Below are 25,229 nucleotides of genomic sequence, written 5' to 3'. Positions count from 1 at the left end.
CCTGTCAAGCGCTACCCACCCTTGCCGCCAAAGCCTGCACTTTCTATTGTAGATGAAGGATAGTGCCAATCGGCCAAAATTGGAGACCCGCGTGGCGGTTATTGTACCCTTTGAAAGCCCGTCAACCGCGTCGATCGATGCGCTGGTCGGGCTTGTCGCCGCCGACATGGACCGGGTCAACGCCACGATCCTGTCGCGGACCGGCTCCGAAGTCACGATGATTCCCGAGGTCGCCAACCACCTGATTTCGTCCGGCGGCAAGCGCCTCCGCCCGATGCTCACCCTGGCGATGGCCGGGCTGGCCGGCTATTCCGGCGACGGCCATATCAAGCTCGCCGCCTCCGTCGAATTCATGCATACCGCCACGCTGCTGCATGACGACGTGGTCGATGAAAGCGAACTGCGGCGCGGCAAGCTTTCGGCGCGGATGCTGTGGGGCAACGAGGCCAGCGTGCTGGTCGGCGATTTCCTGCTCGGCCAGGCCTTTCGCATGATGGTCGAGGTCGGCTCGCTGCGCGCCCTCGACATTCTTTCCTCGGCCGCAGCCACCATCGCCGAAGGCGAGGTCATGCAGCTCGCGGCCGCCAAGAACACCGCGACCACCGAGGACGAATATCTCGCAGTGATCCGGGGCAAGACCGCCGAATTGTTCGCCGCCGCCTGCGAGGTCGGACCGGTAATCGCCAACCGGCCGAAGGCCGAGCAGACCGCTTGCCGTTCGGTCGGCATGAATCTCGGCATCGCGTTCCAGCTCGTCGACGACGTGCTCGATTACGGCGGCAAGGCCGCCAAGCTCGGCAAGAACATCGGCGACGATTTCCGCGAGGGCAAGATCACGCTGCCGGTGGTGCTGGCATTCCGCCGCGGCAATGAAAGCGAGCGCGCGTTCTGGATCAAGGCATTGGAGCGCGGCGAGATCAGCGACGGCGATCTCGATCACGCCATCGGCCTGATGACCAAGCACCGCACGCTCGAGGACACAATCAGCCGCGCCCATCACTACGGCGCGATGGCTGTCGACGCGCTGGCGCTGTTTCCGGCCTCGCCGATGAAGACCGCGCTCGAGCAGGTCGTGGCGTTCTGCCTGGCGCGATCGCATTAAGCGGGCGTGTAGGATGGGTAGAGCGCAGCGAAACCCATCGCTTCATCACGATTGGCGAAAGTTGATGGGTTTCGCTGCGCTCTACCCATCCTACGAAACCCCGCTGTATCAATGAACGACACAAATCTTTTGCTGTTTCTGCTTGCCGCGCTTGTCATCGCCGCGGCCCCCGGCCCCGGGATTTCTATGTCGCCACGAGAACGCTGACCGGCGGCAAGCGAGCCGGCATTGCGTCGACGTTCGGGACCGCGCTGGGCGGGCTGGTCCACGTGATTGCAGGCGGGGTTGGCGTCTCGGCGATCATTCTTGCGAGCGCCGAACTCTTCACCGCACTGAAATTTGCGGGCGCAATCTATTTGATCTGGCTTGCCATCAGGACGTTTCGCGAGGCCCGCCAGTTGCTGCCGGACCAGATCGCTCCGATCGGCTCAAAGCCGGCCTTTCTGGATGGCGTGCTCGTCGAAGCGCTCAATCCCAAGACGGCAGCCTTCTTTCTGGCCTTCATTCCGCAGTTCCTTGATCCAGCCGGCAGTTACCCTGCCCTCCAGTTCATGGCGCTGGGGCTGGTCTCGGTCGCGCTCAATACGCTGGTCGATTTCATAGTGGTGTTGGTGGCATCGAGCGCGCATTCGGGACTGGTGCGCCGGCCACAGCTGTTTCAACGCCTGCGACAGGGATCGGGGCTGTTCATCGCCGGGCTCGGGGTGTCGCTGGCGCTGGCGCGCCGGCCCAACTCGTAGGATGGGTAGAGCGCAGCGAAACCCATCACGTCATGCGAATTGTGAGTCAGTCGATGGGTATCGCTGCGCTCCACCCATCCTACTAAGAGAATTTCAGCTCAGCACCCCCGCATGCACCCACCATCCGGGGCGGTCGCGCCGGATCTGGTCCGCGGCGCGCTTGGCGTCGGCGGTGTTCTCATAGATCGCAAAGCAGGTTGCGCCTGATCCCGACATCCGCGCCAGCCAGGCCCCGTTGGTAGCGCTTAGTGCCGATACCACGTCGCCAATCGCGGGCTCGATGCGCATCGCCGGGGCTTCCAGATCATTGCTGCTGGCAGCCAGCGCCTCAACCCAGTCTTCCAGCGAGGCTGCTTCGTCGGGCCAACGGTCCTGCAACAGCACGTCGGCGGCGCCGACCAGCAGCTGTCCGTTACGCAGGCCCAGCGCATTGAACACGTCGCGGGTCGCGACGGGGACGCGCGGGTTCACCATCACGCAGGGCATTTTCGGCAGTCTAAGCGGAAGCAGCGTGTCGCCGACGCCGGTCATGACGCAGGCTTGCGAATTGACGCAGACCGGCACGTCGGCGCCGGTCAGCTGCGCGACCTCGATCACGCGGGGATCGTCGAGCGCCAGCCCGTTCAACTGCGCCAGCAATCGCAGCGCGGCGGCGGCGTCGGCCGAACCGCCACCGATCCCGGCTGCGACCGGCAATACCTTTTCGAGGTTGAAACTGCCGGCCTGCAAGCCGGGCACTCGCTCGGCCAGCAAGCGCGCGGCCTTCAGTACGAGATTGTCCGCGGCTTCGCCACAAGCTTGCGCCAGCGGTCCGGCCATCTTCAGCTCAAGACCGGGACCTGGCGTCAGCGTCAGGCGGTCGGCGCAGTCGGCGAACGCCACCACGCTCTCAAGATCATGATAACCGTCCGAACGACGGCCATATACCCGCAAGGTCAGGTTGACCTTGGCCCGCCCCTCATTGCTCAGTGCCGGCATCGCCGAACAGCCCCCAAGACTTCCTCCGTCAACCGCCCTTGCCGTCTTCCTTCTTCTTGTCGGCAGACGCCGCCGAAGAAGTGTCTTCCGGAAGGCCGTTTGCAAGCTTGGCCTCGATCTTCGGCAGCTCTTCCGGCTCGGGTTTGAGATCGCGGGCGTGGGCCCACTGGAATTTGGCTTCCAGCGTCCGACCGACGCGCCAATAGGCGTCGCCAAGATGGTCGTTGATGGTGGGATCCTCGGGCTTGAGATCGATGGCGCGCTCGAGATGCTTCACCGCGTCCTCAAAATTGCCGATACGGTAATAGGCCCAGCCCAGGGAATCCACGATGTAGCCGTCATCGGGTCGCTGTTCGACGGCACGCTTGATCATCTTCATGCCTTCGTCGAGGTTGATACCCTGGTCAATCCAGGAATAGCCGAGATAGTTCAGGACATGCGGCTGCTCGGGCTGCAACTCGAGCGCCTTGCGCATGTCGACCTCGGCCTTGCTCCACTGCTTGGAGCGTTCCAGGCAAATGCCGCGATAGTAGTAGGTGACCCAGGTGTTCTTGTCGGTCATCGAGCCCATCGCATCGATCGCCTGCGAATAGGTCGCAGCGCAATCGTTGAACTTCTTGCGGCCGCGCTCGATGTTGCCGAGCGCCATGATGGCTTCGATATCCTTCGGCGCTTCGGCGGTGACGCCCTTCAGGATCTTGATCGCCTCCTCGCTGCGCTCGGCGGCGTCGAGATTGGTGGCAAGCTGGATCTGCGCATTGCGCCTGAGGGGCGAACTCGCCGGCATGCGCTCATAGACCTTGATCGCCATCCGCGGCTTCTTCACGGACTCATAGAGGTCGGCGAGCGAAAGCAGCGCCAGCGGATAATTGGGTTGCAGGTACAGCGATAGCTGCAGATAGACCAGCGCCAGATCCTCGCCGCCGCGGCGGGTAAGCGTCGCGCCGATGCCGTACAACGCTTCGGCCGCGCCAGCCTGCGCCGATTCGGCCAGTGGCGACAGCTTCTTGCCGGCCCTGGTCTCGCGCAGACCCTCCTGCACCAGGGGATGCCGCGGCAGCTTCTTGTCGAAGGCCTCATAGATGCCCGCGGCCGCCGCGCCGTCCTTGTTGCGCGACAACCAGCGCGCATAGGCGTCGGAAACCCGCAGCATGGAATCGTCGAGCTTGTAGGCGCGCTCAAAGCGCGTGCCGGCGTCCTTTTCCTTGCCCGAGATCTCCAGGATCATGCCGGCGTGGAGATCCTTGAAGATCGGATACCATTCAGGCCCGGTCAGCTTGTCGATATGGGTGACGGCCGCCTTGGCATCGCCGGCGCCGTAACTCGCCCAACCCGACAGCAGCGTCGCCACCAGGTCGGTAATCGGTCCGCGGATCGACTGGTTGATATTGATCTGCGCGGCCGCGTACTTCTTCTGCTTGAGGTCGCGCACGCCGACCACCAGGCGGGCAACCCGGTTGGACTTGTCCATGGTCAGGATGCGGTCGGCGAGCTTGACGGCCTCGTCAATGTCGCCGTCCGCCAGCGACGAGATAAAGGCGCGGTCGAGCAGCTCGTTGTTCTTGGGGTCGGTGCGAAGCGCAGAGCGATAGAATGCCGCCGCCGACGAGGCATCGCGCTCCACGCTGGCGTGGCGCGCGGCCAGATAGCTGCCCGCCGTGGTCAGCGATTTCAGGTCGGTCTTGCTCGGGAACTGCGTGACGCTTTCGGCCGCAGCTTCGGTCGCCTGGGCCAAGACCGCGCCGGGCGCGGCCAGTGCGGCGAGAGTGGTTGCGGCGATCGTCCAACGGGTAAAACGAGTGGAAAGCATCACGGTTCGCCTAGCTCCAGGATGTAGGGCAAGTTTTACGATCGTTCTCGCGACTGTCTTCGCGATTCGTTCTCGAATGCAGACCCAAGCGGCGGCATCTCGGTGGGCGACAATGCCGCTTTTGGCCTTCAACCGCAAGGATACGGGCTCGCGAATCGATTGGTCGATTAGACCCTTAGGTCGCCAATTTTCCCCACCTAGCCCGGAAACGCTTTCTCTGTGGCGGTATCGTGGCCGCCGGTGATAATACACCGCCGGTTTTCACGCAATCGTGGTCAGATCGATCGCTTACATGGCCTGGTAGTTCGGACCACCGCCGCCTTCCGGCGGAACCCAGGTGATATTGCCGTTGGGGTCCTTGACGTCACAGGTTTTGCAATGGACGCAGTTCTGGGCGTTGATCTGGAACCGCGGTCCCGAAGCCTCCTCGACCCATTCGTAGACGCCGGCCGGACAATAACGGTTCGAAGGACCGGCATAGACGTCGTGCTCTGACGTCTTCTGCAGGTTCATGTCCGCGACCTTCAGATGAACCGGCTGGTCCTCTTCATGGTTGGTATTCGACACGAACACCGAGGACAGCTTGTCGAAGGTGAGTTTTCCGTCCGGTTTCGGGTAGGCGATCGGTGCATGCTCGCGCGCAGGATCCAGCGTTTTGCGATCGGGCTTGGCGTGCGACTGGGTTCCGAACAGCGAGAAACCCAGGGTGTTGCACCACATGTCGAACCCGCCGAGCGCCACGCCGATGATGGTTCCGAATTTCGACCACAGCGGTTTGACGTTGCGAACCCGGTGCAGATCGCGGCCGACGGCGGAATCCCGCCAGTTGTTCTCATAGTCGACCAGTTCATCGTTGGCGCGGCCGGCCCCGAGGGCTGCAGCAACACATTCGGCCGCGAGCATGCCGCTGCCCATCGCGTTGTGGACGCCCTTGATGCGCGGCACGTTGACAAAACCCGCCGCGCAACCGATCAGCGCGCCGCCCGGAAAGCTCAGGCGCGGCACGGATTGATATCCGCCTTCGGTGATGGCGCGCGCGCCATAGGCAAGCCGCTTGCCGCCTTCGAACAGCGGACGAATGGCGGGGTGGGTCTTGAATCGCTGGAATTCGTCGAACGGCGACAAATACGGATCGTCGTAATTGAGATGCACGACAAAGCCGACCGCCACCTTGTTGTCGTCGTAGTGATAGAGAAACGAGCCGCCGCCGGTTGAGTTGTTCAGGGGCCAGCCGAACGAATGCTGGATCAGGCCCTTCTGGTGCTTGGCCGGATCGATCTCCCAGACTTCCTTCAGCCCGATGCCGAATTTCGGCGGTTCGCTGTCGGCGTCGAGCGAGAATTTCGCGATCAGCTGCTTGCTCAGGCTGCCGCGCGCGCCTTCGGCGAACAGGGTGTACTTGCCGCGCAGTTCCATGCCGCGGGTATAGGAATCCTTGTGGCTGCCGTCCCTGGCGATGCCCATGTCGCCAGTCGCGATGCCACGCACCGCGCCATTGTCGTCGTAGAGCACTTCGACCGCGGCGAATCCCGGGTAGATTTCGACGCCGAGCGCCTCGGCCCTCGGCGCCAGCCAGCGGCAGACATTGCCGAGCGAGCCGATATAGCAGTGATGATTATCCATCAGCGGCGGCATGGCGAAGTTCGGCAGCCGGATCGCGCTGCCTGCCGTCATCCAGTAGAAACGGTCGTCCTTGACCTGGGTCTTCAGCGGGCAATCGGCGTCCTCGCGCCAGTCCGGGATCAACCTGTCGAGCGAGACCGGATCGATCACCGCGCCCGAGAGAATATGGGCGCCGACCTCGGAGCCCTTTTCGACCACGACGATGTTCAGGTCAGCATTGATCTGCTTCAGCCGGATCGCCGCCGCCAGGCCTGCCGGCCCGGCGCCGACGATCACGACGTCAAATTCCATGGACTCACGCGGCGATAGTTCTTCTGTGCTCATGATCTGCTCTCAGCCTGATAGAGAACGGCTCCACCGGGTTCTTGTTTCCGATTTTTGCAGGCAGGACAACCATGGAAATGCAAGGTAGGGCGTTTCGCGGCCGTGTGATCCGAGATAGGTTGTGATCATGGACCTGACCTCCGAACCCGCGCCTACTATTCGGCAATTGCTGGACTTTTATGTCGAGGCCGGCGTTGATTGCGCGTTGGCGGACGTCGCCGTCGACCGGTTGACGGAATCCGAACTGGTTTCCGCGCCCGCGGCCGAGGTGACCGCCCCGCCCCGCGCGGTCCGGGAAACCCCGGTGGCGATTCCTTCCGTTGCGCGCGGCGAAATGGCGCCAACGCCGGAAGCGGCAATCGCTTCCGCACGCGAGGCGGCGCGGGCTGCGCCGACGCTGGAAGCGCTGCGCGTGCTGTTGGAAAATTTCGAGGGCTGCGCGCTGAAGAACACCGCGACGCGGCTGGTGTTCGCCGACGGCAATCCCGCGGCGCGCATCATGTTCGTCGGCGAGGCGCCCGGCCGCGAGGAGGATATCGAGGGGCTGCCTTTCGTCGGCCGCTCCGGCAAGCTGCTGGACCGGATGATCGCGGCGATCGGGCTCGACCGCAGCAAGGCCTACATCGCCAACGTGATCCCGTGGCGGCCACCGGGCAACCGAACCCCGACGCCGCAGGAAACCCAGATCTGTCTGCCGTTCATCCAGCGGCAGGTCGAACTGGTCAATCCGGACGTGCTGGTGACACTCGGCAATCCCTCGACGCAGACGCTGCTGTCGACCCGCGACGGCATCATGAAGACCCGCGGGAAATGGTTCGACTACGACACCGGCGCGCGCAAGATCCGCGCCATGGCGACCTTCCATCCGGCCTATCTGTTGCGCTCGCCATCCTACAAGCGGATGTCCTGGCAGGATTTGCGCGCCATCGCCAAGGCGCTGGAACAAGCGCCCACGGGCTGACGATCAAGGCGCTTTCGGCCGCACGATCGCCCAACCGATCCGCAGCGATGGCTGCCGGCCGTTTACGATCCTTTCGAAGCTCCGCGGCACTTCCGGCACCAGGCCGGGAAACCGCTGCGCGATATCGGGCGGCGGCGTGCCCGCGGTATCCGAAGCGCGCCAGACCACGACGCCGCCGGTCTCGTTGAACTTCGCGACCGAGAGCCACGGGGTCCGCTCCGGCGTGGCATCCAGCAGCAAATGCGGACGCCCGGCGTCCATCGCGACGAAGCTCGCGAGTTGGGGATCGCCGGCTACCGCGCGCAGCGGCTGGTTGGTCCGCCGTTCAAAGCTGTCGCCGAAGAAACGAGCGATCGCCTTGGCCGGCAGCGCGGTCGGGACTTCCGTGCCGCCGATCCATGGCGAAACGAACGTGGTCGCGCTCACCACCAGGGCGGGAGCGACAAGCGCCGCGGCCCAGACCGAACGCAACAGCCGCGGACGCCGCAGATAGACCAGATCGCCGGTCGCGACAATGACGGCGAGCCCGGACATCAGCAAGGCGACGCCGGCGCCGCCGACGACGTGGTCGAGGTCGAAAAGCCCGCCGGCCAGGCTCCCGAGCAACGCCGGCCCAACGGCGAAGAAATATACGAACTGGCGCGCCAAGGGATCGACCGGAGGCCGATAGATGATCGGCGCATCCTCGGCATTGCGGGCAAACCAGCCGGCGTTGAGGATCACCAGCAGCACGAGGCCCGACATCGCCAGCACGAGGCCGCCGAGCAGCCCGCCCCATTCAACCGCGCGGGTGCCGAGATCGGAGATCGCCGGCCCGGGTGGCATGACCAGCGCGTCAGCGCGAACGAGCCAGATCAGATAGGGCAGAACCAGGACGACGATCACCAGCAGCGCATAGAGCGGGTCGAGCGACGTCAGCACACCTCGCCCGCGCGGCGTGGCAAGCGCAAATCCGGCGAGCAGCAGCAACAGCCCCGGCGCCGCCGACGTCGTCAGCAGCAACAGGCCCGCCTCGATCGACCAGGCAAACCACGCGGTGCGCCGGTTCTGGCCGATCAACTGCCATGAGTGCAACAGCAGCAGCGCCCACAGCGGGCGCGCCAGCACCAGCGGGCCGAATTCGACGCCCGGCGAGCTGAAGGCCACCACCGTCAACGAGAGCAGCACGGCGAGCACCGCCTGCTGGCCGCCAACAATCGCGCGCGCCAATTGGTAGAAGGTCCAGAAGGTGAGGACGGCGCAGATCTGCGCCAGCAGGTACACGCCGAACAGGTGATTGCCGGCGGCGCGGAAGGCGATGTCGGCAAGCCAGAAGGCAAGTGGCGGGCCGAGCCAGGACCCGACCAGGTATTCGCGGCCGTAGGCGAGCGTGGTGGCGAGCTCACCGGGCGGGCTTCGATAGAGCAGCATCGGCAGAAAAAGCCAAAGTGCGGCCTGCAGCAGCAACACCAGCCACACCACCAGCCGCGGGCGGGCGCGGATCAGTTCGACAACGAGCGAGGTGAAGCGCATGAAACGTCCGAATGCCCGGGCCAGGCCGAGAGCGCTTGATAGAGCGCGAGCGCCGCCGTGGCAACCATCGCCATCACCAGGCGCAACGGGCGGGCGTCGCGCGTAAGCAAACGCCAGCGCCGACCTCAGACCGCGACCTTGATCTCGGGCATGATCAACGGTTCCGGCAGGAACAGATCGCGCTCGACAGCCTCGGGCCGATGCTTTTCCCGCGCGGCGATCACGGGCGCGAAGAACCGGCGATGGTGGACGCTCGGACCAAGCCGATCAAGCGCCTCGCGATGTTCCGGCACCGCGTAGCCCTTGTGGTTTTCGAAGCCATAACCCGGACAATCCAGCGCCAGCGCGCACATCAGGCGATCGCGCGTCACCTTGGCGATGATCGAGGCCGCCGCGATCGACATGACGATGCCGTCGCCGCCGATCACCGCATCGCAGTCGCAGGGCGCGTCGATCCGGTCGCGGCCGTCGACGAACACATGCTTCGGCAGTTCGGGCAGCGCGCGCACCGCGCGCGCCAGCGCCCACAGCGAGGCGCGCAGAATGTTGTCGCGGTCGATCCGCGCCGGCGAGGCAAAGGCGACGGCAAATGACGCGGTCGCGCAGATTTCCTCGAACAGCTCCTCGCGGCGTTCCGCCGTCAGCCGCTTCGAATCATCGATTCCCCTCGGAATTCTCTTCGGGTCCAGCACGACGGCGGCGGCCACCACGGGACCGGCCAGCGGACCGCGGCCCGCCTCGTCGCAACCGGCCACCGGCCAGACGCCGCGCTTGATCAGCGCCCGCTCCCGCCGAAAGCTCGGCGGCGCGACCGCGATCACGCCCGCCGGCGATCTGACTGGCTTTCGGCCGGACGCATCGAAGGATTTTTCCCGAATCATGCCGGGATGGTGCGAAACTGCGCGCCCCGACGCAATCCGGAACTTGGCCGCGATTCCCGCTATTCAATGCTGCCGGCCTGTCGCCGAGGCCGGGCGTAACGACGGGCTAGAACAAACTCAATTGTTGCCCGCTTCGCTTCGGCTTGACGAAATGATCAATCGTCAATTTGGAACGGCGCCTGTTGAGGCCGAGCTTCTCGCAGGCAATTTCAAACCGGCGGCCGATCATCCAGGCCATCGGGCCGGTCCCCTTCATCCGGGCGCCCCACTGCGAGTCATAATCGCGACCGCCGCGCATGTCGCGGATCAGGGTGAAGACGTGGCGATAGCGGTCGGGATAGTTCGCCATCAGCCATTCGCGAAACAGGTCGCGCACTTCCAGCGGCAGCCGCAGCATCACGTAGCTTGCTTCTCCCGCGCCGGCATGGGCCGCGGCGTCGAGAATGCGCTCGATCTCGGCATCGTTCAGCGCCGGGATGACAGGCGCGACCATCACGGTCGCGGGAATGCCGGCCTCCGACAATTGCCGCAGCGCCTCCAGCCGCTTCGGCGGCGTCGAAGCCCGCGGCTCCATGGTGCGCGCAAGTTTCGGATCCAGTGTGGTCACCGACAGCGCGACCTTGACCAGATTGCGCTTCGCCATGCGCTGCAGGATATCGATGTCGCGGGTCACCAGCGCCGACTTGGTGACGATGCCGACCGGATGGCCGGCGCGTTCCAGCACTTCGAGAATGCCGCGCATGATTTTTTGTTCGCGCTCGATCGGCTGATAGGGATCGGTGTTGGTGCCGATCGCTATCATGCGCGGCTCGTAACCCGGCGCCGCCAGCTCCTTCTCCAGCAACTCAGGCGCGTCGGGCTTGGCGAGCAGCCTGGTTTCGAAGTCGAGCCCCGGAGAAAGCCCGAGATAGGCGTGGGTCGGCCGCGCGAAGCAGTAGACGCAGCCATGCTCGCAGCCCCGGTAAGGATTGATCGAGCGGTCAAAGCTTATATCCGGTGAGTCGTTGCGGGTGATGACCTTGCGCGAGGTGTCCAGCCCTACCGTGGTCTTGAACGGTGGCAGCTCTTCCAGGCTTTGCCAGCCATCGTCGAAGGCGACGCGCGCCGTGGCCTCGAACCGGCCGCTTTGGTTGGACTGCGCGCCACGACCGCGCCGCCGCTTACCCTCGATGAGGACAGCAAGCTCGGGAAAAGGTGTCGCACCCGCCGGCTCGGAGGGCGCCGCGACCGGCGGGTGCTTGAGGGCATGAGAGGATGCTCGGCTCATGGGGAAAACATAACACGTCGTAAGAACAAATCAAGAACAGTATCGCAGATTACAAACCGATCGAGATGGCTCGCAAATGCCGCAAAAAGCGGCGCGTAAGTGGCTGCTTTGATTATGACAAGATGATAATGGTGCGAAGGATTTCACCGTTGAGCGATCAAAGCCTGACCATGCTGAGCGTGATCATTCCGACCGAAGGGGTCGAGCAGCCCGCCGTCGCGACGCTGGCGGCCCTGGTGCCGGGAGCCGCGGCCGGCGTGATCCGGGAGGTGATTCTGGTCGATCGCGCCCGTACCGGGGTGATCGAACGGGTGGCAGACGTCGCCGGATGCCGTTTTCTCGCCTTTGAAGGAACGCGCGCTGCCGCGCTTGCGGCCGGCGCGCGGGCTTCTGATTCGCCGTGGCTGATGTTCCTGCATGCCGGCGCGGTGCTCGACGGCAGCTGGATCGACGAGACCACCCGGTTCATCCAGGGCGTATCGAACAGCGGCCGGTCCCGCGCCGGGATATTCCGCTACGCCCGTTCGCCCTATTCGGATGCACGGCTGCGCGACGGCCTGAAGTTCATGGCCCGGCTGATCGCTGGGCCCTCGGCGGAACAGGGGCTGCTGATCGCGCGCGACCATTATGAACGTCTTGGCGGCTACCGGCCGGATTCCCGCCGCTCCGAAGCGCAGCTGTTGCGCAAGCTCGGCCGCTCCGCACGCACCCAGTTCCACAGCCGAATCATGGTCGTCGCCTAGTTCGCGGCCCGCCAACCCAGCGCCAAAACAAAATCGCGAAAACAACCCCATGCAAAGGAGGCGGAGCCAGGACGCGCGCGGGCATCCAAACGCTACGCCTCGGGGTCTCATCGCAGTCCGGCCGCAAAAATACTTGCCATCGTCATATATCTATTTGACTATGGCAATTATCTAGAGGTTGCCATGTCCCACTCCGACGATCAGGTCCAGGCGGTTCGCGCCTTCAACCGCTTCTACACCCGCAAGCTCGGCGTGCTCGACCAGCAGCTTCTGAAGAGCCCGTTCTCGCTCAGCGAGGCGCGGGTACTGTACGAACTGGCCCACCGCGAAGATCCGTCCGCCAAGGAGATCGGCAACGAGCTGGGCCTCGACGCCGGCTATCTCAGCCGGATCGTGCAGAGCTTCGACGACAACGGACTGATCACGCGACAGCCGTCAGCATCCGACCGCCGGCAAATCCGGCTCGCCCTCACCGCCAAAGGGCGCCAGGCGTTCGCAAAACTCGAACGCAGTTCGGAGCAGGATATCGCCGCAATGCTGGCGAAGCTGACTGAGGGCGGCCGCCAGCGCCTGGTCGGCGCGATGGCAACCATCGAAGGGCTGCTCGGCGAAACCGCCGCCGCGCCATCGGCCATCCTGCGCGAGCCGCGTCCCGGCGACATGGGATGGGTGGTGCAGCGCCACGGCGCACTCTACGCCAGCGAATATGGTTTTGACGCCTCGTTCGAAAGCCTCGTCGCGGAGATCGCGGCGAAATTCCTCAACTCATTCGATGCCTCGCGCGAACGCTGCTGGATCGCCGATATCGACGGCGCGCCGGTCGGCTCGGTATTTCTGGTGCGGCACAGCGACGATGTCGCCAAGCTGCGGCTATTGCTGGTCGATCCGGCCGGGCGCGGACAGCGGCTGGGCCAGCGGCTGGTCGGCGAATGCATCGGCTTCGCAAGAGCCTGCGGCTATCGCCGGATCACGCTGTGGACCCAGAGCATTCTGCTCGCCGCACGCGGCATCTATCAGCAGGCCGGTTTCAAGCTGGTCGCGACCGAGCCGCATCGCAGTTTCGGCCAAAGCCTGGTCGGCGAAACCTGGGAAATGGAGTTGTGAAGCCGGGGCGTCGAGACGTGCGTGCGGCTTTGTCAGTACGCGTCGTCAGCACCCGTCATTCCGGGGCGCGCAGAGCGCGAACTATGATGCGCAATCGCGCATCTGAGAATCTCGAGATTCCGGGTTCGATGCTGGCGCATCGCCCCGGAATGACAGACAACAAATCAGCCAGTTGGATGGGTAGAGCGAGAAGCCGCTGATCAGGCCGACGCGCCTTTCGCCTTCGGCCGCCGCAGATGCTCGTCCAGCCGCGGCATGATCTCGACGAAATTGCAGGGACGGGTGCGGTAATCGAGCTGGGCGCCGAGGATGCCGTCCCATGCGTCGCGGCACGCGCCCGGCGATCCCGGCAGGCAGAAGATGAAAGTCGCGCCCGCAACCCCGGCGGTGGCCCGGCTCTGCACCGTGGAGGCGCCGATCTTGGCGTGGCTCAGCATGTGAAAGGCGATGGAGAAACCATCCATCCGCTTTTCAAACAGCGGCTCGACCGCCTCCGGCGTCACGTCGCGGCCGGTGAAGCCGGTGCCGCCCGTGGTGATGATCGCATCGATTCCCGCATCGGCGATCCATCGCCGGACGACGGCGCGGATCGCTTCGACATCATCGGTGGCGATCTCGCGCGCCGCAAGATGATGCCCGGCCGCTGTCAGCCGGTCCGCCAGGGTGGCGCCCGATTTGTCGTCGGCCAGCGACCGCGTGTCCGATATCGTCAGCACCGCGATGTTGAGCGGCACGAACTGCTTGTTCTCATCGATGGAGGACATCTCTCAAAGCGCTCCCGCGCCGAACGTGTTGCAGGCCTGCACCGAGCCCTGCTTGTAGCCGGTCATGAACCATTGCCGGCGCTGCGCTGCCGAACCGTGGGTGAAGGAATCAGGCACCACCCTGCCCGTTGCCTGGCGCTGCAGCGTGTCATCGCCGATCGCGGTCGCCGTGGTCAGCGCTGCGTCGATATCGCCGGCTTCGAGGAAGCCGGGACGCTTCTTCTCCTGGCGGTTGACCCAGACGCCGGCAAAGCAATCCGCCTGCAACTCGACCTTGACCTGCAGCGCGTTGGCTTCGGCCTTGCTGCCGACCTGCTGCTGCAGCCGCTGCACGCGCGGCAGGATGCCGAGCAGGTTCTGAACGTGATGCCCCGCTTCATGCGCGATGATATAGGCCGTCGTGAACTTGCAGGCATTGCCCGAGCAGCCACGAAAACGCGTCTCGACCTCGCGGAAGAAGCTGGTGTCGAGAAATATCTGCTTATCCGGCGGGCAATAGAACGGCCCCATCGCCGACTGCGCCATGCCGCAGCGTCCGCCATTGGTGGCGTTGCGAAACAGCACGATGCGCGGCCCGGCGTAGGTTTGCCCGCTGGCCTGGAAGATCTCGGTCCAGCGATCGTCGAGTTCGCCGAGAACGCCTGCGATCATGCTGCCGACTTCGTCCTTGGGCGCGCCGGTCTTGGCCGGCGCCGACCGACGATCGGTCTGGTAGGTCGGCGCCTGGTTGCCGCCGGTGAGGATTTCGGCGCCGCTGATCAGGATGCGAGGGTCGATGCCGAAGGCGTAACCGACCAGGCCGAGCACGATCATGGTGCCGATGCCGAGCCCACCGCCACCCATCGGAAGGCCAAATCCCCCGCCGCCCATTCCGCCGCCGCTGTCGTCGCGACGGTCATCGATCTGGTCGCTGCGACGGAAATCATCGTAACGCATTTCGGCACTTCCTCATCCCGGCGGTTGGCTTCGATAGCCAACGCAGCACTGACGTAAAATTTCCAATCCATCAATCAATAGCCCGACCGGCAATAATTGCCTAGTGCGCGGGCCCCCGCCAATTCTGCCAGCAATTCTGTCGACATAGTTCCCGGCAAATTCTGCCCGCGACCTTCGCGGTTAAGTCGATTTTTACTTTGCCCGGTCAAGGTGTCTCCAGTCGGTTGTTTAGTCCCGCGTCGCCGACAGCGTCGCCTGAGTCAGAGTATTCGAGTCATGGTTGTGTCGCGTCGCGGGGCGTCTGCAAAGGCGCCCCGCACCAAATTTGAGCCTGATGCCAGCGTTCGTATCGTCGTTGGCGATTGCGTCGCCGAGATGTCGAAGCTTCCGGCCGGCTCGGTCGATCTGGTGTTCGCAGATCCGCCGTATAATCTGCAGCTGAAGGGCGATCTCAAGCGTCCCGACGAATCCCACGTCGATGCGGTCAACAACGACTGGGACAAGTTTTCATCCTTTGCCGCTTATGACGATTTCACCCGCGCCTGGCTGCTCGCCTGCCGCCGGATCATGAAACCGTCGGCGACGCTGTGGGTAATCGGCTCCTATCACAACATTTTTCGCGTCGGCGCCATCATGCAGGACCTCGGCTTCTGGGTGCTCAACGACATCGTCTGGCGCAAGACCAACCCGATGCCGAATTTCCGCGGCCGCCGCTTTACCAATGCCCACGAAACCATGATCTGGGCGGCGCGCGACGAAAAGGCCAAGGGCTATACGTTCAACTACGAAGCTTTGAAGGCCGCCAACGAGGACGTGCAGGCGCGTTCCGACTGGCTGATCCCGCTCTGCACCGGCGAAGAACGTCTCAAGGGCGCCGACGGCAAGAAGGTGCACCCAACGCAGAAGCCTGAGGGCCTGCTGGCGCGCGTTCTGCTGTCGTCGTCAAAGCCCGGCGACCTCGTGATCGATCCCTTCAACGGCACCGGCACGACAGGCGCGGTGGCAAAGCGCCTCGGCCGCCGCTACATCGGCTTCGAACGCGACCAGACCTATGCGAGCGCGGCCGAAGCACGCATCGCCGCCATCGAACCGCTGCCCGAGGCAACTCTGGCGCCGTTCATGACCGCGCGCGACGCGCCCCGCGTGGCGTTTTCGGAATTGATCGAGCGCGGCATGATCGCGCCCGGCACCAAACTGGTCGATTCGAGAAAACGTCACGGCGCCCTGGTCCGCGCCGACGGCGCTATCATGCTCGGTGACAAGGTCGGCTCGATCCATCGCATCGGCGCCGTGGCACAGGGCTCGCCCGCCTGCAACGGCTGGACCTTCTGGCACGTCGAAACCAAGAACGGCCTCAAGCTGATCGACGAGTTGCGCGCCGAGATCCGCTCCGGTATGGCGGTGGGATAAGCCCCACCTCTACGTTACTGTCAGACCAGCCCGCGAAAGCGCACCGTATGGCGGCTTCGATGGCGCGAAACGCCTTTCGCCGCACCAATCGCAGCTTGAACCATCGACGGACATGGCAGCCGTGTCATGCACGCAGGCGAGCGCGCCCGTGTTTGCCTTAATTGGCGCAGATACTTGAAACATTCATGATCCCATGTGAGATTGCTCCCATGCGCGCGCGAGAATCCGAATCTCTCATTGTGCTGCCGTTGCTGCCGATTTTCTTCCTCGGCGCATTCCCAATATTGTTGTTGAGCCTGTTGGGACCTGCCGGGCTGGTCATCCTCGGTATCCTGATCGCCAGCGCCGGCCTGACCGACATATTGGACGCCAACAGCGCCTTCAGCGAACAGATTATCGTCCGCGGCTACACGCGCGGATCCGAACGCGCCGGGCAGCAAAAGGCGCTGCATTCGCAGATTCGCTTCGCGTTCCTCATGATAGCTGCCGGCGCCGGCCTGGTGGTCGTCGGCATCTGCGGCCTGGCGCTGTCGTAGCGGCTGCCACCCGGCCCATTCACCAACTCTTCGGTTGCACCGCGCGCCATAATTTGCGCATGGATATGCCTGCCCGCGGCAGTGCCGCCGCGCCCCGATTTTTATCGGTAACGAGAGCCAGGGAGAACGCCAGATGCTCAAATTCTACTTCAACGGATCGCCCAACCCGACCAAGGTCGCCCTCTTGCTCGAGGAAGCCGGCATTGCCTATGAGCCGGTCGCCATCGACACCCGCAAGGGCGACCAGTTCAAGCCGGAATATCTCGCCGTCAACCCGAACGCCAAGGTGCCCGCGATCGACGACGGCGGCGTCAAGGTGTTCGACAGCAACGCCATCCTGCTCTATCTGGCGGAAAAGACCGGCAAGTTCCTGCCCGCGAACACCCCGGCCAACCGCGGCGAATTGCTGTCCTGGCTGATGTTCGTCGCGACCGGCGTCGGACCGTTTTCAGGCCAGGCCGTCCACTTCAGGCACTTCGCGCCGGAAAAGATCGACTACGCCAACAACCGCTACCAGTTCGAGGCGCAGCGCCACTTCGGCATTCTCAACGACCATCTGGCCAAGCGGCGCTACATGGTCGGCGACACCTATACCATCGTCGACATGGACGTCTGGGGCTGGGCCCGCATGATTCCGTTCATTCTCGGCGACGACGCGGTCGCGAAATATGCCAACGTCAAGCGGCTGGTCGACGAGATCTCGGCGCGTCCGGCGGCGGCCAAGGCGATTGCCTTGAAGGACAAGTTCAAGTTCAAGGCCGAGATGGACGACGAGGCCCGCGGCAACATGTTCAAGCATCTCAAGGTCAAGGCGGCCTGAACAGGCAGAGAAAGTCGTAGGGTGGGCAAAGGCGCACTTGCGCCGTGCCCACCTTTTTCTTTTGTCGACGCATCTCCGAAGCTTGAAGAATGGTGGGCACGCGTTGCTTTGCCCACCCTACGCAGCGGGCTACGCGGCGGCTCGGTGTCTCAAACCGCGGCGGCGAGTTTCCGCTCCGCCGGGAATGGCCCGAGCACGCGCTCGACCAGCGTGGAATCGCAGTATTCCTTGATCTCTTTGATCTTGCCGTTCTCGATGCGAAAGACCATGCAATACTGATTGTCGTAGCGAACGCCGGCCCTGGTGACATTGTCGCCACGCGCTTCGACCACGACATGATCACCTTCGGCGATGAAGTTGAACGCCACCGTGCGCGGCCGCAACGCGAAGAACGATCGGAAATGACCCATCAGGCCGCTGTTGATGGCGTCGCGTCCCTTGAACTGATGCGACCACGAATACTGGCCGGTCACGATCCAGGTCGCATCCTCGGCAAGGTTGTCGAGGAATGTTGTGCCGCTGCGGTTGGCCGAGTCGGCGTAGACCTGCTGCACCAGCTTCTTGTTGTCGGCTGAACTCATCGTCGTCTCCTTTGCTGCAGAAGGGGCGTGCCCCGCGCCCGCATCATCGGCCGTTATCGCTCATTCTTCCAATCGATAGCGAATATGATATATATTCGTTCCATGAATTTGAATTCGCTTGACCTCAATTTGCTGGTCGCGCTCGACGCGCTGCTCAGGGAAGCCAATGTCAGCCGCGCCGCGCTGCGGATCGGGCTGTCGCAGCCGGCCGCCAGCCACGCGCTGCAACGGCTGCGCGACCTGATCGGCGACCCGCTGCTGGTTCGTACCGGCGCGCGGATGGAACTGACGCCGCGGGCGCAGGCGCTGCGCGCGCCCCTCGCGCAGGCGCTCGATCAGGTGCGATCGCTGTTCATTACCGACGATTTCGACGCCGCGACGAGCGAGCGGAATTTCCGCCTGATGATGCCGGATCTGGCGGTCGAGCTGCTGGTGCCGCCGCTGATGGAGAAGATCACGAAAGCTGCGCCGAACGTCCGAATCGACGTGGTGCCGTGGCGCGGGCCCGCGATCTTCACGGCGGAGTTCGCCCGCACCATTGATCTGGTGATCTCGATCGGCAACGCGTTCACCGGGTTTCACCGGCAACGGCTCTACATCGACCGCGATGCGCTCGCGGTACGGCGCGGTCACCCCGTCGGGGCGCGGCTGAGGCGGCCCGAGACCTTTCTCGACGCGCGCCATGTCGCGGTCGTGATCCGCGGCCAGAGCGAGGACCTGATCGACGGCTGGTTGCGCTCCAAGGGCATCGAGCGGCGCATCGCGCTGGTCGTGCCCGGCTATATTGAGGCGCTGCACGTGACCGCGCGCACCGATCTTGTCGCTTTCGTGCCGCGCCGCCTGATCGACGCGCTTTCGAAGCAATTGTCGCTCGCAACGGTCACGCCGCCGCTCGATCCCGGGACCGACGAGCAGTTCATGTTCTATCCGACCCGCGCCCAGATGGGCCCAGGCTCGATCTGGCTTCGCAAAATCATGTTGGGCATCGGCCGCGAGATGGAGCGCGGCAAGCGGAAGGCGGCGTAGCGTCCAATAGGCCCTCATGGTGAGGAGGCGCGCAGCGCCGTCTCGAACCACGAGGCCCGGCTGGTGCCATTCATCCTTCGAGACGCCGCTGCGCGGCTCCTCAGGATGAGGTCCGGCAAACGATACTCAACTCCTCTCGTCGGCCAGCGCCTTCTGCACCGCCGGCCGCTCCGACATCCGCTTGCGGTGAGCGGCCACCTTGGGCAACGGCGCAAGATCGACGCCGTCGCCCTGCAGCCACCCCGACAAGGTGAACAGATAAGGGTCGCAGATCGTGTACTGCTCGCCCATCACCCACGGTCCCCTGATCATGTCGCGCTCGATCAGGGCAAAACAGGCGGCCATGGTTTCCGGCACCTTGCGCTTCATGTCGGCGAACGAGGATTCCTCGGTTGCCCAGCGATAGCCGCGCATCTTGTGCGCATGATTGATGTGGACCGTGGAGCAGAGGTAGCTGTTGAAGGATTGCGCCTGGGCGAACACGAAGGGATCGTCCGGCAACAGCTTCGCTTTCGGTGCGGTTTGCGCGACGAAGGAGAGGATGGCCGGCGTCTCGGTCAGGATGCCGCGATCCGTCACCAGCGCCGGCACCCTCCCCTTTGGGTTGATCGCCAGATAGGCCGGGCCGGTCTGCTGGCTGCTCTTGAAATCGACGCGCTCGGCGACGTAGGGCGCGCCGGCTTCCTCCAGGGCGATGTGCGAAGCAAGCGCGCAGCTGCCGGGCGAATAATAGAGCTTGAGCATGGCTGTCCTCATGGGAAAGCCGGACGTTAGCGGCGCGTCCTTCCGCCGTCCACCCCCGGGGGAGCGCGACGCCGGCGGCGCGCGGTGTCCTCCGCGCTTCAGCCGGCCCGCGCCTGCAGCTTTCCCGACAGATAGACACTGACGATCGTGTCGTCGGCGGGATAGTGTTCGGGCGCCACGGCTGTGAGCTGGGCCTGGATGCATTTCCATGCGCCGTCCTCGAACAGGTACGTGTCGGTGTACATGGTCATGCCGGTCACTTCGTTTCCATCGCGGCGGCGCGTATGCTTGTTGGTAGAGCGCACCAGCGCGACGTCGCCAACCACCGTGATCAATTCGTCGCGCGCGTCCCAATAGACGATGACGTTGGGATCAAAGCCGGTAGCCCAGCGCTTCAGATAGGTCGCGCGATCCGACCGCTGGCCCGTCGGCGCGATACTGATGAAGCCGGGATGAAGAATGGCGTCGTGCGCGGCCACGTCGTTGGTGACGAAGTTGTGGATGAAGCGGGCGTTCAGCGCGCGCAGTTCGTCCATTGCGCCGGCCGATTGATGGTTACGCGGAGAAGGCGGCATTCCTAGTCTCCCGAGCCATGTGAGAGCGCCATCTGGCGCGCCTTCTCGGCGGTCGCATCATCAGCCGGAAAGAAGCATTCGATCTTGATCTGCTGCAGCGCCGCGTCGGTCGGCATCGCCAGCGTCGTAAAGGTGGAGAAGAAGTCCAGCCGATAGTCACCCTTGGCGAGTTGCATCGTCATCACCGGCGAGGACGAAGACGAATGGCGGGGAAGTCTCCATTCGGCCGGCAGCCCGGGATAGGCCATGATCTCACCGAGCAGTTGCGCCGCGGCCCGGCTGCCTTGCGCTACGTCGCGATGAAGAATCTGGACCATTTGGCCGGCAAACTCTTCCCAATTCACGATGAATTGCCGCAGGCCCCTGGGATGAAAAACGACGTGCATGGCGTTACCGGCAAGTCCACTTTCCATCTCATACGAATCGCGAAACGTTTTCAGCAGACGCGCCGATCCCTCGTTGCGCATGCGAACGTCCCAGCGCCCGTCGATGACAATGCCCGGATACGGCTCCTGCTGCCGGAGCATGAAATCCAGCGCCTGGCGCACCGGCTGCAGATTGTCGGCCGCCAGTCCCTTGTCGCCGTATGGCGGCACGAAGCCCGCCGCGACGTGCAACGCGTTCCTCTCCTCGAGCGGCAGGTCGAGCGCGCTGCCAAGCAGTTGCACCATCTCGCGGCTCGGCTGCGACCGCCCGGTTTCCAGAAAGCAAAGATGTCGGGCCGACACGTTTGCATCGCTGGCCAACTCGATCTGGGTAAGGCGACGCACGCTTCGCCAATGCTTCAGCAGGCTGCTGAAATGCCCGGCCGGGAAATTCTGCACGTTCTGGTTGGCGGCGCCCATGCCGGGCAATCTAGACCATCGCGTCAGAAGGGCAATTACCTCGGATGTAAGCAACCTGCAGGGAGATTTCGTCTTCGCGGTTGCCCACTGCCGCCCCTCGTGCCATGACGCCCGAGAAGTAAGGGCGCAACGGGGGCGTGACATGACCGTGCTCATCGCCGGCGGCGGCATCGGCGGCCTGACGCTGGCGCTCAGCCTGCACCAGATCGGCGTTCCCGCCAAAGTTTTCGAGAGCGTCTCCGAACTGAAGCCGCTCGGCGTCGGCATCAACGTCTTGCCGCATGCGGTGCGCGAGCTGACCGAACTCGGCCTGCACGACGCCCTCGACGCAGAAGGCGTCCGCACCAAGGAGCTCGCCTATTTCTCCAAGCACGGCAGGCCGATCTGGAGCGAGCCGCGCGGCGTCGAGGCCGGTTACAAATGGCCGCAATTCTCGATCCACCGTGGCACGCTGCAGCAGATCCTGCTCGATGCGGCGATCGAACGGCTGGGAAGGGAAAACATCCTCACCAGCCATCATCTGTGCGGCTGGAGCGAGACGGAAACCGGCGTCCGCGCCGAATTCATCGACAAGGCGACCGGCAAATCGCAGGGGCATCAGCAGGGCGTGCTCCTGATCGCCGCCGACGGCATCCATTCGGCGGTGCGCGAAAAACTCTATCCCGACGAAGGCCCGCCGATCTGGAACGGACGCATCCTGTGGCGCGGCATCACCGACGGCGACGCCTTCCTGTCCGGCCGCACCATGATCATGGCCGGCCACGAGACCCTGAAATTCGTCTGCTATCCGATTTCCAAACGCGCCGACAGCGCCGGCAAATTCAGGATCAACTGGGTGGCCGAGCGGCACATGCCGCCGACCTATCAATGGCGGCGCGAGGACTACAACCGGAGCGCTGACCTCTCGGAGTTCCTGCCCTGGTTCAAGGACTGGACATTCGACTGGCTGGACGTGCCCGGCCTGATCCGGAACTGCCAGCGCGCCTACGAATATCCTCTCGTCGACCGCGATCCGATCGCGCAATGGACGTTCGGCCTGACCACGCTGATGGGCGACGCCGCGCACCCGATGTACCCGATCGGCTCCAACGGCGCGTCGCAGGCGATCCTGGACGCCCGCGTCCTGACCCGCGAGATCCTGGCGAAGGGGACGACGAACGCGGCGCTGTCAGCCTATGAAGCCGAACGCCGGCCGGCGACCTCGGACCTCGTGATGCTCAACCGCCGCAACGGGCCCGAGCAGGTGATGCAGATGGTCGAGGAGCGCGCGCCTGATGGCTATGACGTCGTCACCGACGTCTTGTCGCTGCAGGAGCTGGAGGACATCGCCGCCAATTACAAGCACGTCGCCGGCTTCCAGGTCGAAGGCCTCAACGCCAGGCCGCCGATCGTGCAGTTCAAGTCCGAAGCGCCGCGGGCGGGTTAGCACCGCTCCGTTTTCGGAATCAAAGGCCAAGCCCGTGGGCGATCACCTTGCGCATTACATTCGGCAGCGCCTCGTCGGCGAGCGTTGCGACCGGCACCCAGCGCATGCCCTCCGGCGCGGGCGCGCGGGCCGCCACCCCGGCGGTATAGACCACGAGTTCCAGCGGAAAGTGCGTGAAGACATGGGTGACGACGCCCGTCTTGCGGTGCCAGCGCGTCAGGCCCTTGAGAGCGGGCGCCTGTTGCAGCGCCGCCGCGTCGTCCTGACCTGCAAACCATTGCGATCCCGGTACTTCCGTCATGCCGCCGAGCAGGCCTTTTTCCGTTCGCGTGCGCACCAGCAGTTCACTGCCGCGCGTGACGATGAAGGCGGCGCCGCGGCGAAGCGCCCCCACCTTCTTCGGCGCGTTGCGCGGAAAAACCTCCTGATCGCCGCGCGCGCGCGCCGCACAACCCTCGTTCAGCGGGCACAGCGCGCAGGCCGGCTTCTTCGGCGTGCAGATCGAGGCGCCGAGATCCATCAGCGCCTGCGCGCTATCGCCGGCGCGGGACTTCCCGTCGCCAGCGCGGGACGGGCCGAGCAACATCGCCGCCAGCTCACCTATCACCGGCTTTGCCTGCGGCAGCGGCTGTTCCACCGCGAACAGCCGCGACACCACGCGCTCGATATTGCCATCGACCGGCATGGTTCTGGCGCCGAACGCGATCGCCGCGATCGCCGCCGCCGTGTATGGCCCGATCCCCGGCAAGGCGCGCAGGCCCTGCTCGCTCTCGGGAAACACCCCGCCATGGTCGCGCAGCAGCGCGACCGCGCAGGCATGGAGGTTGCGCGCGCGCGAATAATAGCCGAGCCCGGCCCACATCCGCAGTACCTCGTCCTGCGAGGCGCGGCCGAGCGCGGCGACATCCGGCCAGCGCGCCAGGAACTTCTCGAAATACGGCCCGACCGTCTTGACCCCGGTCTGCTGCAGCATGACCTCGGACAGCCACACCCGGTACGGATCGGCCCGCTCGCCCGCGGGCGGCCGCCACGGCAACCGGCGGCGATGGCGGTCGTACCAGGCGAGCAGCAGCGCCGGGCGATCGGTGCTGTTTTCAGCCCGTTCAGTTCGTCGTTTGGTTTTGGCGACCGCAGAAGACGGCATCCATGCACTCTAGTTTCGGAACGCAAATCTCTCCACGTCTTGCCGGAGCTTGTCCCGGGCATCCACGTCTTTCTTTCCCGCGACGGGCACGATGGTATAAGGCGCCATGGCAAAGCCCGGCCCGATCTCGGCAAAACCGCTTTCCGTCCTGCTCAGCGACGTGTTTTCGGACGCCTATGCCAAGCAGGGGTTTGCCGCCCGCGAACTGGTCACGCGCTGGGCCGACATCGCCGGCCCCGAAATCGCCGCGCATTCCGAGCCGCTGAAGATGCAATGGCCGCGGCCGGTGGACGGGCAGCCGCAGGAACCGGCCACGCTGATCTTGCGGGTGGAGGGCCCGGCCGCGCTGGAGATCCAGCATTCCTCCGACGTGATCCTGCAGCGGGTCAACCGCTTCTTCGGCTGGAGCGCGGTCGGCCGGCTGGCGCTGCGCCAGGCGCCGCTCGCGCGCCGCAAGCGCTCCGCGCCCTCGCGCGCGCCGGACGAAAAATCGGTGGCCAGGGTCGCCGAAACCCTCGACGGGGTCGAGGATGAGGCGCTACGCGCCGCGCTGGCGCGGCTTGGCGCCTCAATCAAGCGAAATTGAGCCTGCGGCGCGGCGCAGCCGGCGGAACCGCCATTGCCACCCCCATCATTTCGAGATAGCGAAAGCTTCGTTTTTCCGTACTTTCCGGCGTAACCGCGCCATTCGGGAGCAGACCTCTGATGATCACGCGCCGCGCCTTCACCGCCGCCCTGTCCGTGACCGGGCTCGGCCTTCTCGCCGGCTTCTCGCCGCTGCGGCTGATCACGGATGCGACGGCGCAGGGTGCTGCCGACGTCGCCAAGCCGCAATCGCTGCCGGACATGGCGCTCGGCCCCGCCAACGCCTCGGTGACCATCACCGAATATGCGTCGATGACCTGCCCGCATTGCGCGGCCTTTACCGAGAAGGTGTTCCCGAAGATCAAGTCGGAATTCATCGACAGCGGCAAGATCCGGTTCGTGTTTCGCGAATTCCCGCTCGACATCAAGGCGGCCGCAGGCTCGATGCTGGCGCGCTGCATCGCCAAGGATGACGCCCCGAAATTTTTTGCCGTGATCGATCTGTTGTTCAAGCAGCAGAACGACTGGGTGACGAAAAACACCACGGAGACGCTGACGCGGATCGGCAAGCAGGCCGGCCTCACCCAGCAGGCCGTCGAGGACTGCCTGAAGGACCAGGCGCTGCTGGACAAGCTCGCGGCCGACCAAAAGTACGCCGCCGAGGTGCTGAAGGTCACTTCGACGCCGACCTTCTTCATCAACGGCGAGATGATCAAGGGCGACCAGAGCTTCGAGGAATTCTCGAAGCGCATCAATTCGATGCTGAAGAGCTGATTCGCGCTGCGGATTCGG

General features: G+C 64.5%; 24 protein-coding genes and 1 pseudogene. 12 read left to right on the top strand and 13 right to left on the bottom strand.

Annotated features, from left to right (window positions below; genetic code table 11):
* The first annotated feature begins 91 nt into the window (after positions 1-91).
* Positions 92-1,102: a polyprenyl synthetase family protein gene (locus Q0D31_RS11900; protein ID WP_291850373.1), complete on the top strand. Its 1,011-nt coding sequence runs from the start codon at positions 92-94 to the stop codon at positions 1,100-1,102.
* 111 nt (positions 1,103-1,213) lie between these two features.
* Positions 1,214-1,842: pseudogene (locus Q0D31_RS11895) on the top strand (LysE family translocator).
* A gap of 93 nt (positions 1,843-1,935) precedes the next feature.
* Here the strand turns inward: Q0D31_RS11895 and Q0D31_RS11890 are convergent.
* From Q0D31_RS11890 to Q0D31_RS11880, 3 genes are all read right to left on the bottom strand, one after another.
* Positions 1,936-2,820: a 4-(cytidine 5'-diphospho)-2-C-methyl-D-erythritol kinase gene (locus tag Q0D31_RS11890; protein WP_291850370.1), complete on the bottom strand. Its 885-nt coding sequence runs from the start codon at positions 2,818-2,820 to the stop codon at positions 1,936-1,938.
* A gap of 28 nt (positions 2,821-2,848) precedes the next feature.
* Positions 2,849-4,630: a tetratricopeptide repeat protein gene (locus Q0D31_RS11885; protein WP_291850367.1), complete on the bottom strand. Its 1,782-nt coding sequence runs from the start codon at positions 4,628-4,630 to the stop codon at positions 2,849-2,851.
* A 288-nt stretch (positions 4,631-4,918) separates the two neighbouring features.
* Positions 4,919-6,577: an electron transfer flavoprotein-ubiquinone oxidoreductase gene (locus Q0D31_RS11880; protein WP_291850364.1), complete on the bottom strand. Its 1,659-nt coding sequence runs from the start codon at positions 6,575-6,577 to the stop codon at positions 4,919-4,921.
* A 133-nt stretch (positions 6,578-6,710) separates the two neighbouring features.
* Between Q0D31_RS11880 and Q0D31_RS11875 the strand changes: the two genes are divergently transcribed.
* Positions 6,711-7,538, top strand: coding sequence for a uracil-DNA glycosylase (locus Q0D31_RS11875; RefSeq protein ID WP_291850668.1), 828 nt, complete (start codon positions 6,711-6,713; stop codon positions 7,536-7,538).
* 3 nt (positions 7,539-7,541) lie between these two features.
* Here Q0D31_RS11875 and Q0D31_RS11870 read toward each other — a convergent pair whose 3' ends face one another.
* From Q0D31_RS11870 to Q0D31_RS11860, 3 genes are all read right to left on the bottom strand, one after another.
* Positions 7,542-9,050, bottom strand: a complete 1,509-nt coding sequence (locus Q0D31_RS11870) for a glycosyltransferase family 39 protein (RefSeq protein ID WP_291850361.1) — start codon at positions 9,048-9,050, stop codon at positions 7,542-7,544.
* A 125-nt stretch (positions 9,051-9,175) separates the two neighbouring features.
* Entirely contained in the window at positions 9,176-9,931 is a 756-nt protein-coding gene (locus Q0D31_RS11865) for a ribonuclease HII (RefSeq protein WP_291850358.1), read from the bottom strand.
* Between the two features lie 106 nt (positions 9,932-10,037).
* Positions 10,038-11,198, bottom strand: coding sequence for a PA0069 family radical SAM protein (locus tag Q0D31_RS11860; protein ID WP_291850355.1), 1,161 nt, complete (start codon positions 11,196-11,198; stop codon positions 10,038-10,040).
* 170 nt (positions 11,199-11,368) lie between these two features.
* Between Q0D31_RS11860 and Q0D31_RS11855 the strand changes: the two genes are divergently transcribed.
* Together Q0D31_RS11855 and Q0D31_RS11850 are read left to right on the top strand one after the other, a co-directional pair.
* Positions 11,369-11,941, top strand: a complete 573-nt coding sequence (locus Q0D31_RS11855) for a glycosyl transferase (protein WP_291850666.1) — start codon at positions 11,369-11,371, stop codon at positions 11,939-11,941.
* A 183-nt stretch (positions 11,942-12,124) separates the two neighbouring features.
* Positions 12,125-13,045 carry a helix-turn-helix domain-containing GNAT family N-acetyltransferase gene (locus Q0D31_RS11850; RefSeq protein ID WP_291850352.1) on the top strand — a complete coding sequence of 307 codons (921 nt, stop codon included), beginning with the start codon at positions 12,125-12,127 and terminating at the stop codon, positions 13,043-13,045.
* A 200-nt stretch (positions 13,046-13,245) separates the two neighbouring features.
* On the opposite strand, the gene moaB is transcribed toward Q0D31_RS11850, so the two are convergent.
* Entirely contained in the window at positions 13,246-13,809 is a 564-nt protein-coding gene (moaB, locus tag Q0D31_RS11845; RefSeq protein WP_291850349.1) for a molybdenum cofactor biosynthesis protein B, read from the bottom strand.
* A 3-nt stretch (positions 13,810-13,812) separates the two neighbouring features.
* Entirely contained in the window at positions 13,813-14,745 is a 933-nt protein-coding gene (locus Q0D31_RS11840; protein WP_291850347.1) for a neutral zinc metallopeptidase, read from the bottom strand.
* Positions 14,746-15,021: 276 nt separating this feature from the next.
* Between Q0D31_RS11840 and Q0D31_RS11835 the strand changes: the two genes are divergently transcribed.
* The 3 genes from Q0D31_RS11835 to Q0D31_RS11825 all read left to right on the top strand — a co-directional run bounded on the left by Q0D31_RS11835 (position 15,022) and on the right by Q0D31_RS11825 (position 17,511).
* Positions 15,022-16,155, top strand: coding sequence for a site-specific DNA-methyltransferase (locus tag Q0D31_RS11835; protein WP_291850345.1), 1,134 nt, complete (start codon positions 15,022-15,024; stop codon positions 16,153-16,155).
* 209 nt (positions 16,156-16,364) lie between these two features.
* A complete protein-coding gene (locus Q0D31_RS11830; RefSeq protein ID WP_291850341.1) occupies positions 16,365-16,691 on the top strand; it encodes a hypothetical protein in 327 nt (108 codons plus the stop codon).
* Between the two features lie 133 nt (positions 16,692-16,824).
* A complete protein-coding gene (locus Q0D31_RS11825) occupies positions 16,825-17,511 on the top strand; it encodes a glutathione S-transferase N-terminal domain-containing protein (RefSeq protein WP_291850338.1) in 687 nt (228 codons plus the stop codon).
* 149 nt (positions 17,512-17,660) lie between these two features.
* Here Q0D31_RS11825 and Q0D31_RS11820 read toward each other — a convergent pair whose 3' ends face one another.
* A complete protein-coding gene (locus tag Q0D31_RS11820) occupies positions 17,661-18,092 on the bottom strand; it encodes a nuclear transport factor 2 family protein (protein WP_291850335.1) in 432 nt (143 codons plus the stop codon).
* Between the two features lie 102 nt (positions 18,093-18,194).
* Between Q0D31_RS11820 and Q0D31_RS11815 the strand changes: the two genes are divergently transcribed.
* Positions 18,195-19,118 (top strand): LysR family transcriptional regulator, encoded by a 924-nt coding sequence (locus Q0D31_RS11815; RefSeq protein ID WP_291850332.1) that lies wholly within the window; start codon positions 18,195-18,197, stop codon positions 19,116-19,118.
* Positions 19,119-19,244: 126 nt separating this feature from the next.
* Here the strand turns inward: Q0D31_RS11815 and Q0D31_RS11810 are convergent, their stop codons facing one another.
* The 3 genes from Q0D31_RS11810 to Q0D31_RS11800 all read right to left on the bottom strand — a co-directional run bounded on the left by Q0D31_RS11810 (position 19,245) and on the right by Q0D31_RS11800 (position 21,282).
* A complete protein-coding gene (locus Q0D31_RS11810) occupies positions 19,245-19,862 on the bottom strand; it encodes a glutathione S-transferase N-terminal domain-containing protein (protein ID WP_291850329.1) in 618 nt (205 codons plus the stop codon).
* Positions 19,863-19,960: 98 nt separating this feature from the next.
* Positions 19,961-20,437 carry a nuclear transport factor 2 family protein gene (locus tag Q0D31_RS11805; RefSeq protein WP_291850326.1) on the bottom strand — a complete coding sequence of 159 codons (477 nt, stop codon included), beginning with the start codon at positions 20,435-20,437 and terminating at the stop codon, positions 19,961-19,963.
* A gap of 2 nt (positions 20,438-20,439) precedes the next feature.
* On the bottom strand, positions 20,440-21,282 hold the full coding sequence (locus Q0D31_RS11800) for a helix-turn-helix transcriptional regulator (protein WP_291850323.1): 843 nt from the start codon (positions 21,280-21,282) through the stop codon (positions 20,440-20,442).
* A 142-nt stretch (positions 21,283-21,424) separates the two neighbouring features.
* Between Q0D31_RS11800 and Q0D31_RS11795 the strand changes: the two genes are divergently transcribed.
* Positions 21,425-22,708, top strand: a complete 1,284-nt coding sequence (locus tag Q0D31_RS11795; protein ID WP_291850321.1) for a flavin-dependent oxidoreductase — start codon at positions 21,425-21,427, stop codon at positions 22,706-22,708.
* Between the two features lie 19 nt (positions 22,709-22,727).
* Here Q0D31_RS11795 and Q0D31_RS11790 read toward each other — a convergent pair whose 3' ends face one another.
* Positions 22,728-23,852, bottom strand: a complete 1,125-nt coding sequence (locus Q0D31_RS11790; RefSeq protein ID WP_291850318.1) for an A/G-specific adenine glycosylase — start codon at positions 23,850-23,852, stop codon at positions 22,728-22,730.
* Positions 23,853-23,958: 106 nt separating this feature from the next.
* On the opposite strand from Q0D31_RS11790, the gene Q0D31_RS11785 reads away from it, so the two are divergent.
* Together Q0D31_RS11785 and Q0D31_RS11780 are read left to right on the top strand one after the other, a co-directional pair.
* Entirely contained in the window at positions 23,959-24,438 is a 480-nt protein-coding gene (locus tag Q0D31_RS11785) for a DciA family protein (protein WP_291850315.1), read from the top strand.
* Positions 24,439-24,554: 116 nt separating this feature from the next.
* Positions 24,555-25,211, top strand: coding sequence for a DsbA family protein (locus Q0D31_RS11780; RefSeq protein WP_291850664.1), 657 nt, complete (start codon positions 24,555-24,557; stop codon positions 25,209-25,211).
* Positions 25,212-25,229: the final 18 nt, after the last annotated feature.

This window comes from Bradyrhizobium sp. (genome assembly GCF_022844465.1).
In the GTDB taxonomy this organism is placed as follows: domain Bacteria; phylum Pseudomonadota; class Alphaproteobacteria; order Rhizobiales; family Xanthobacteraceae; genus Bradyrhizobium.
Note: the sequence above shows the minus strand (reverse complement) of the source record. Positions and strands in the feature narration are given on the sequence as shown.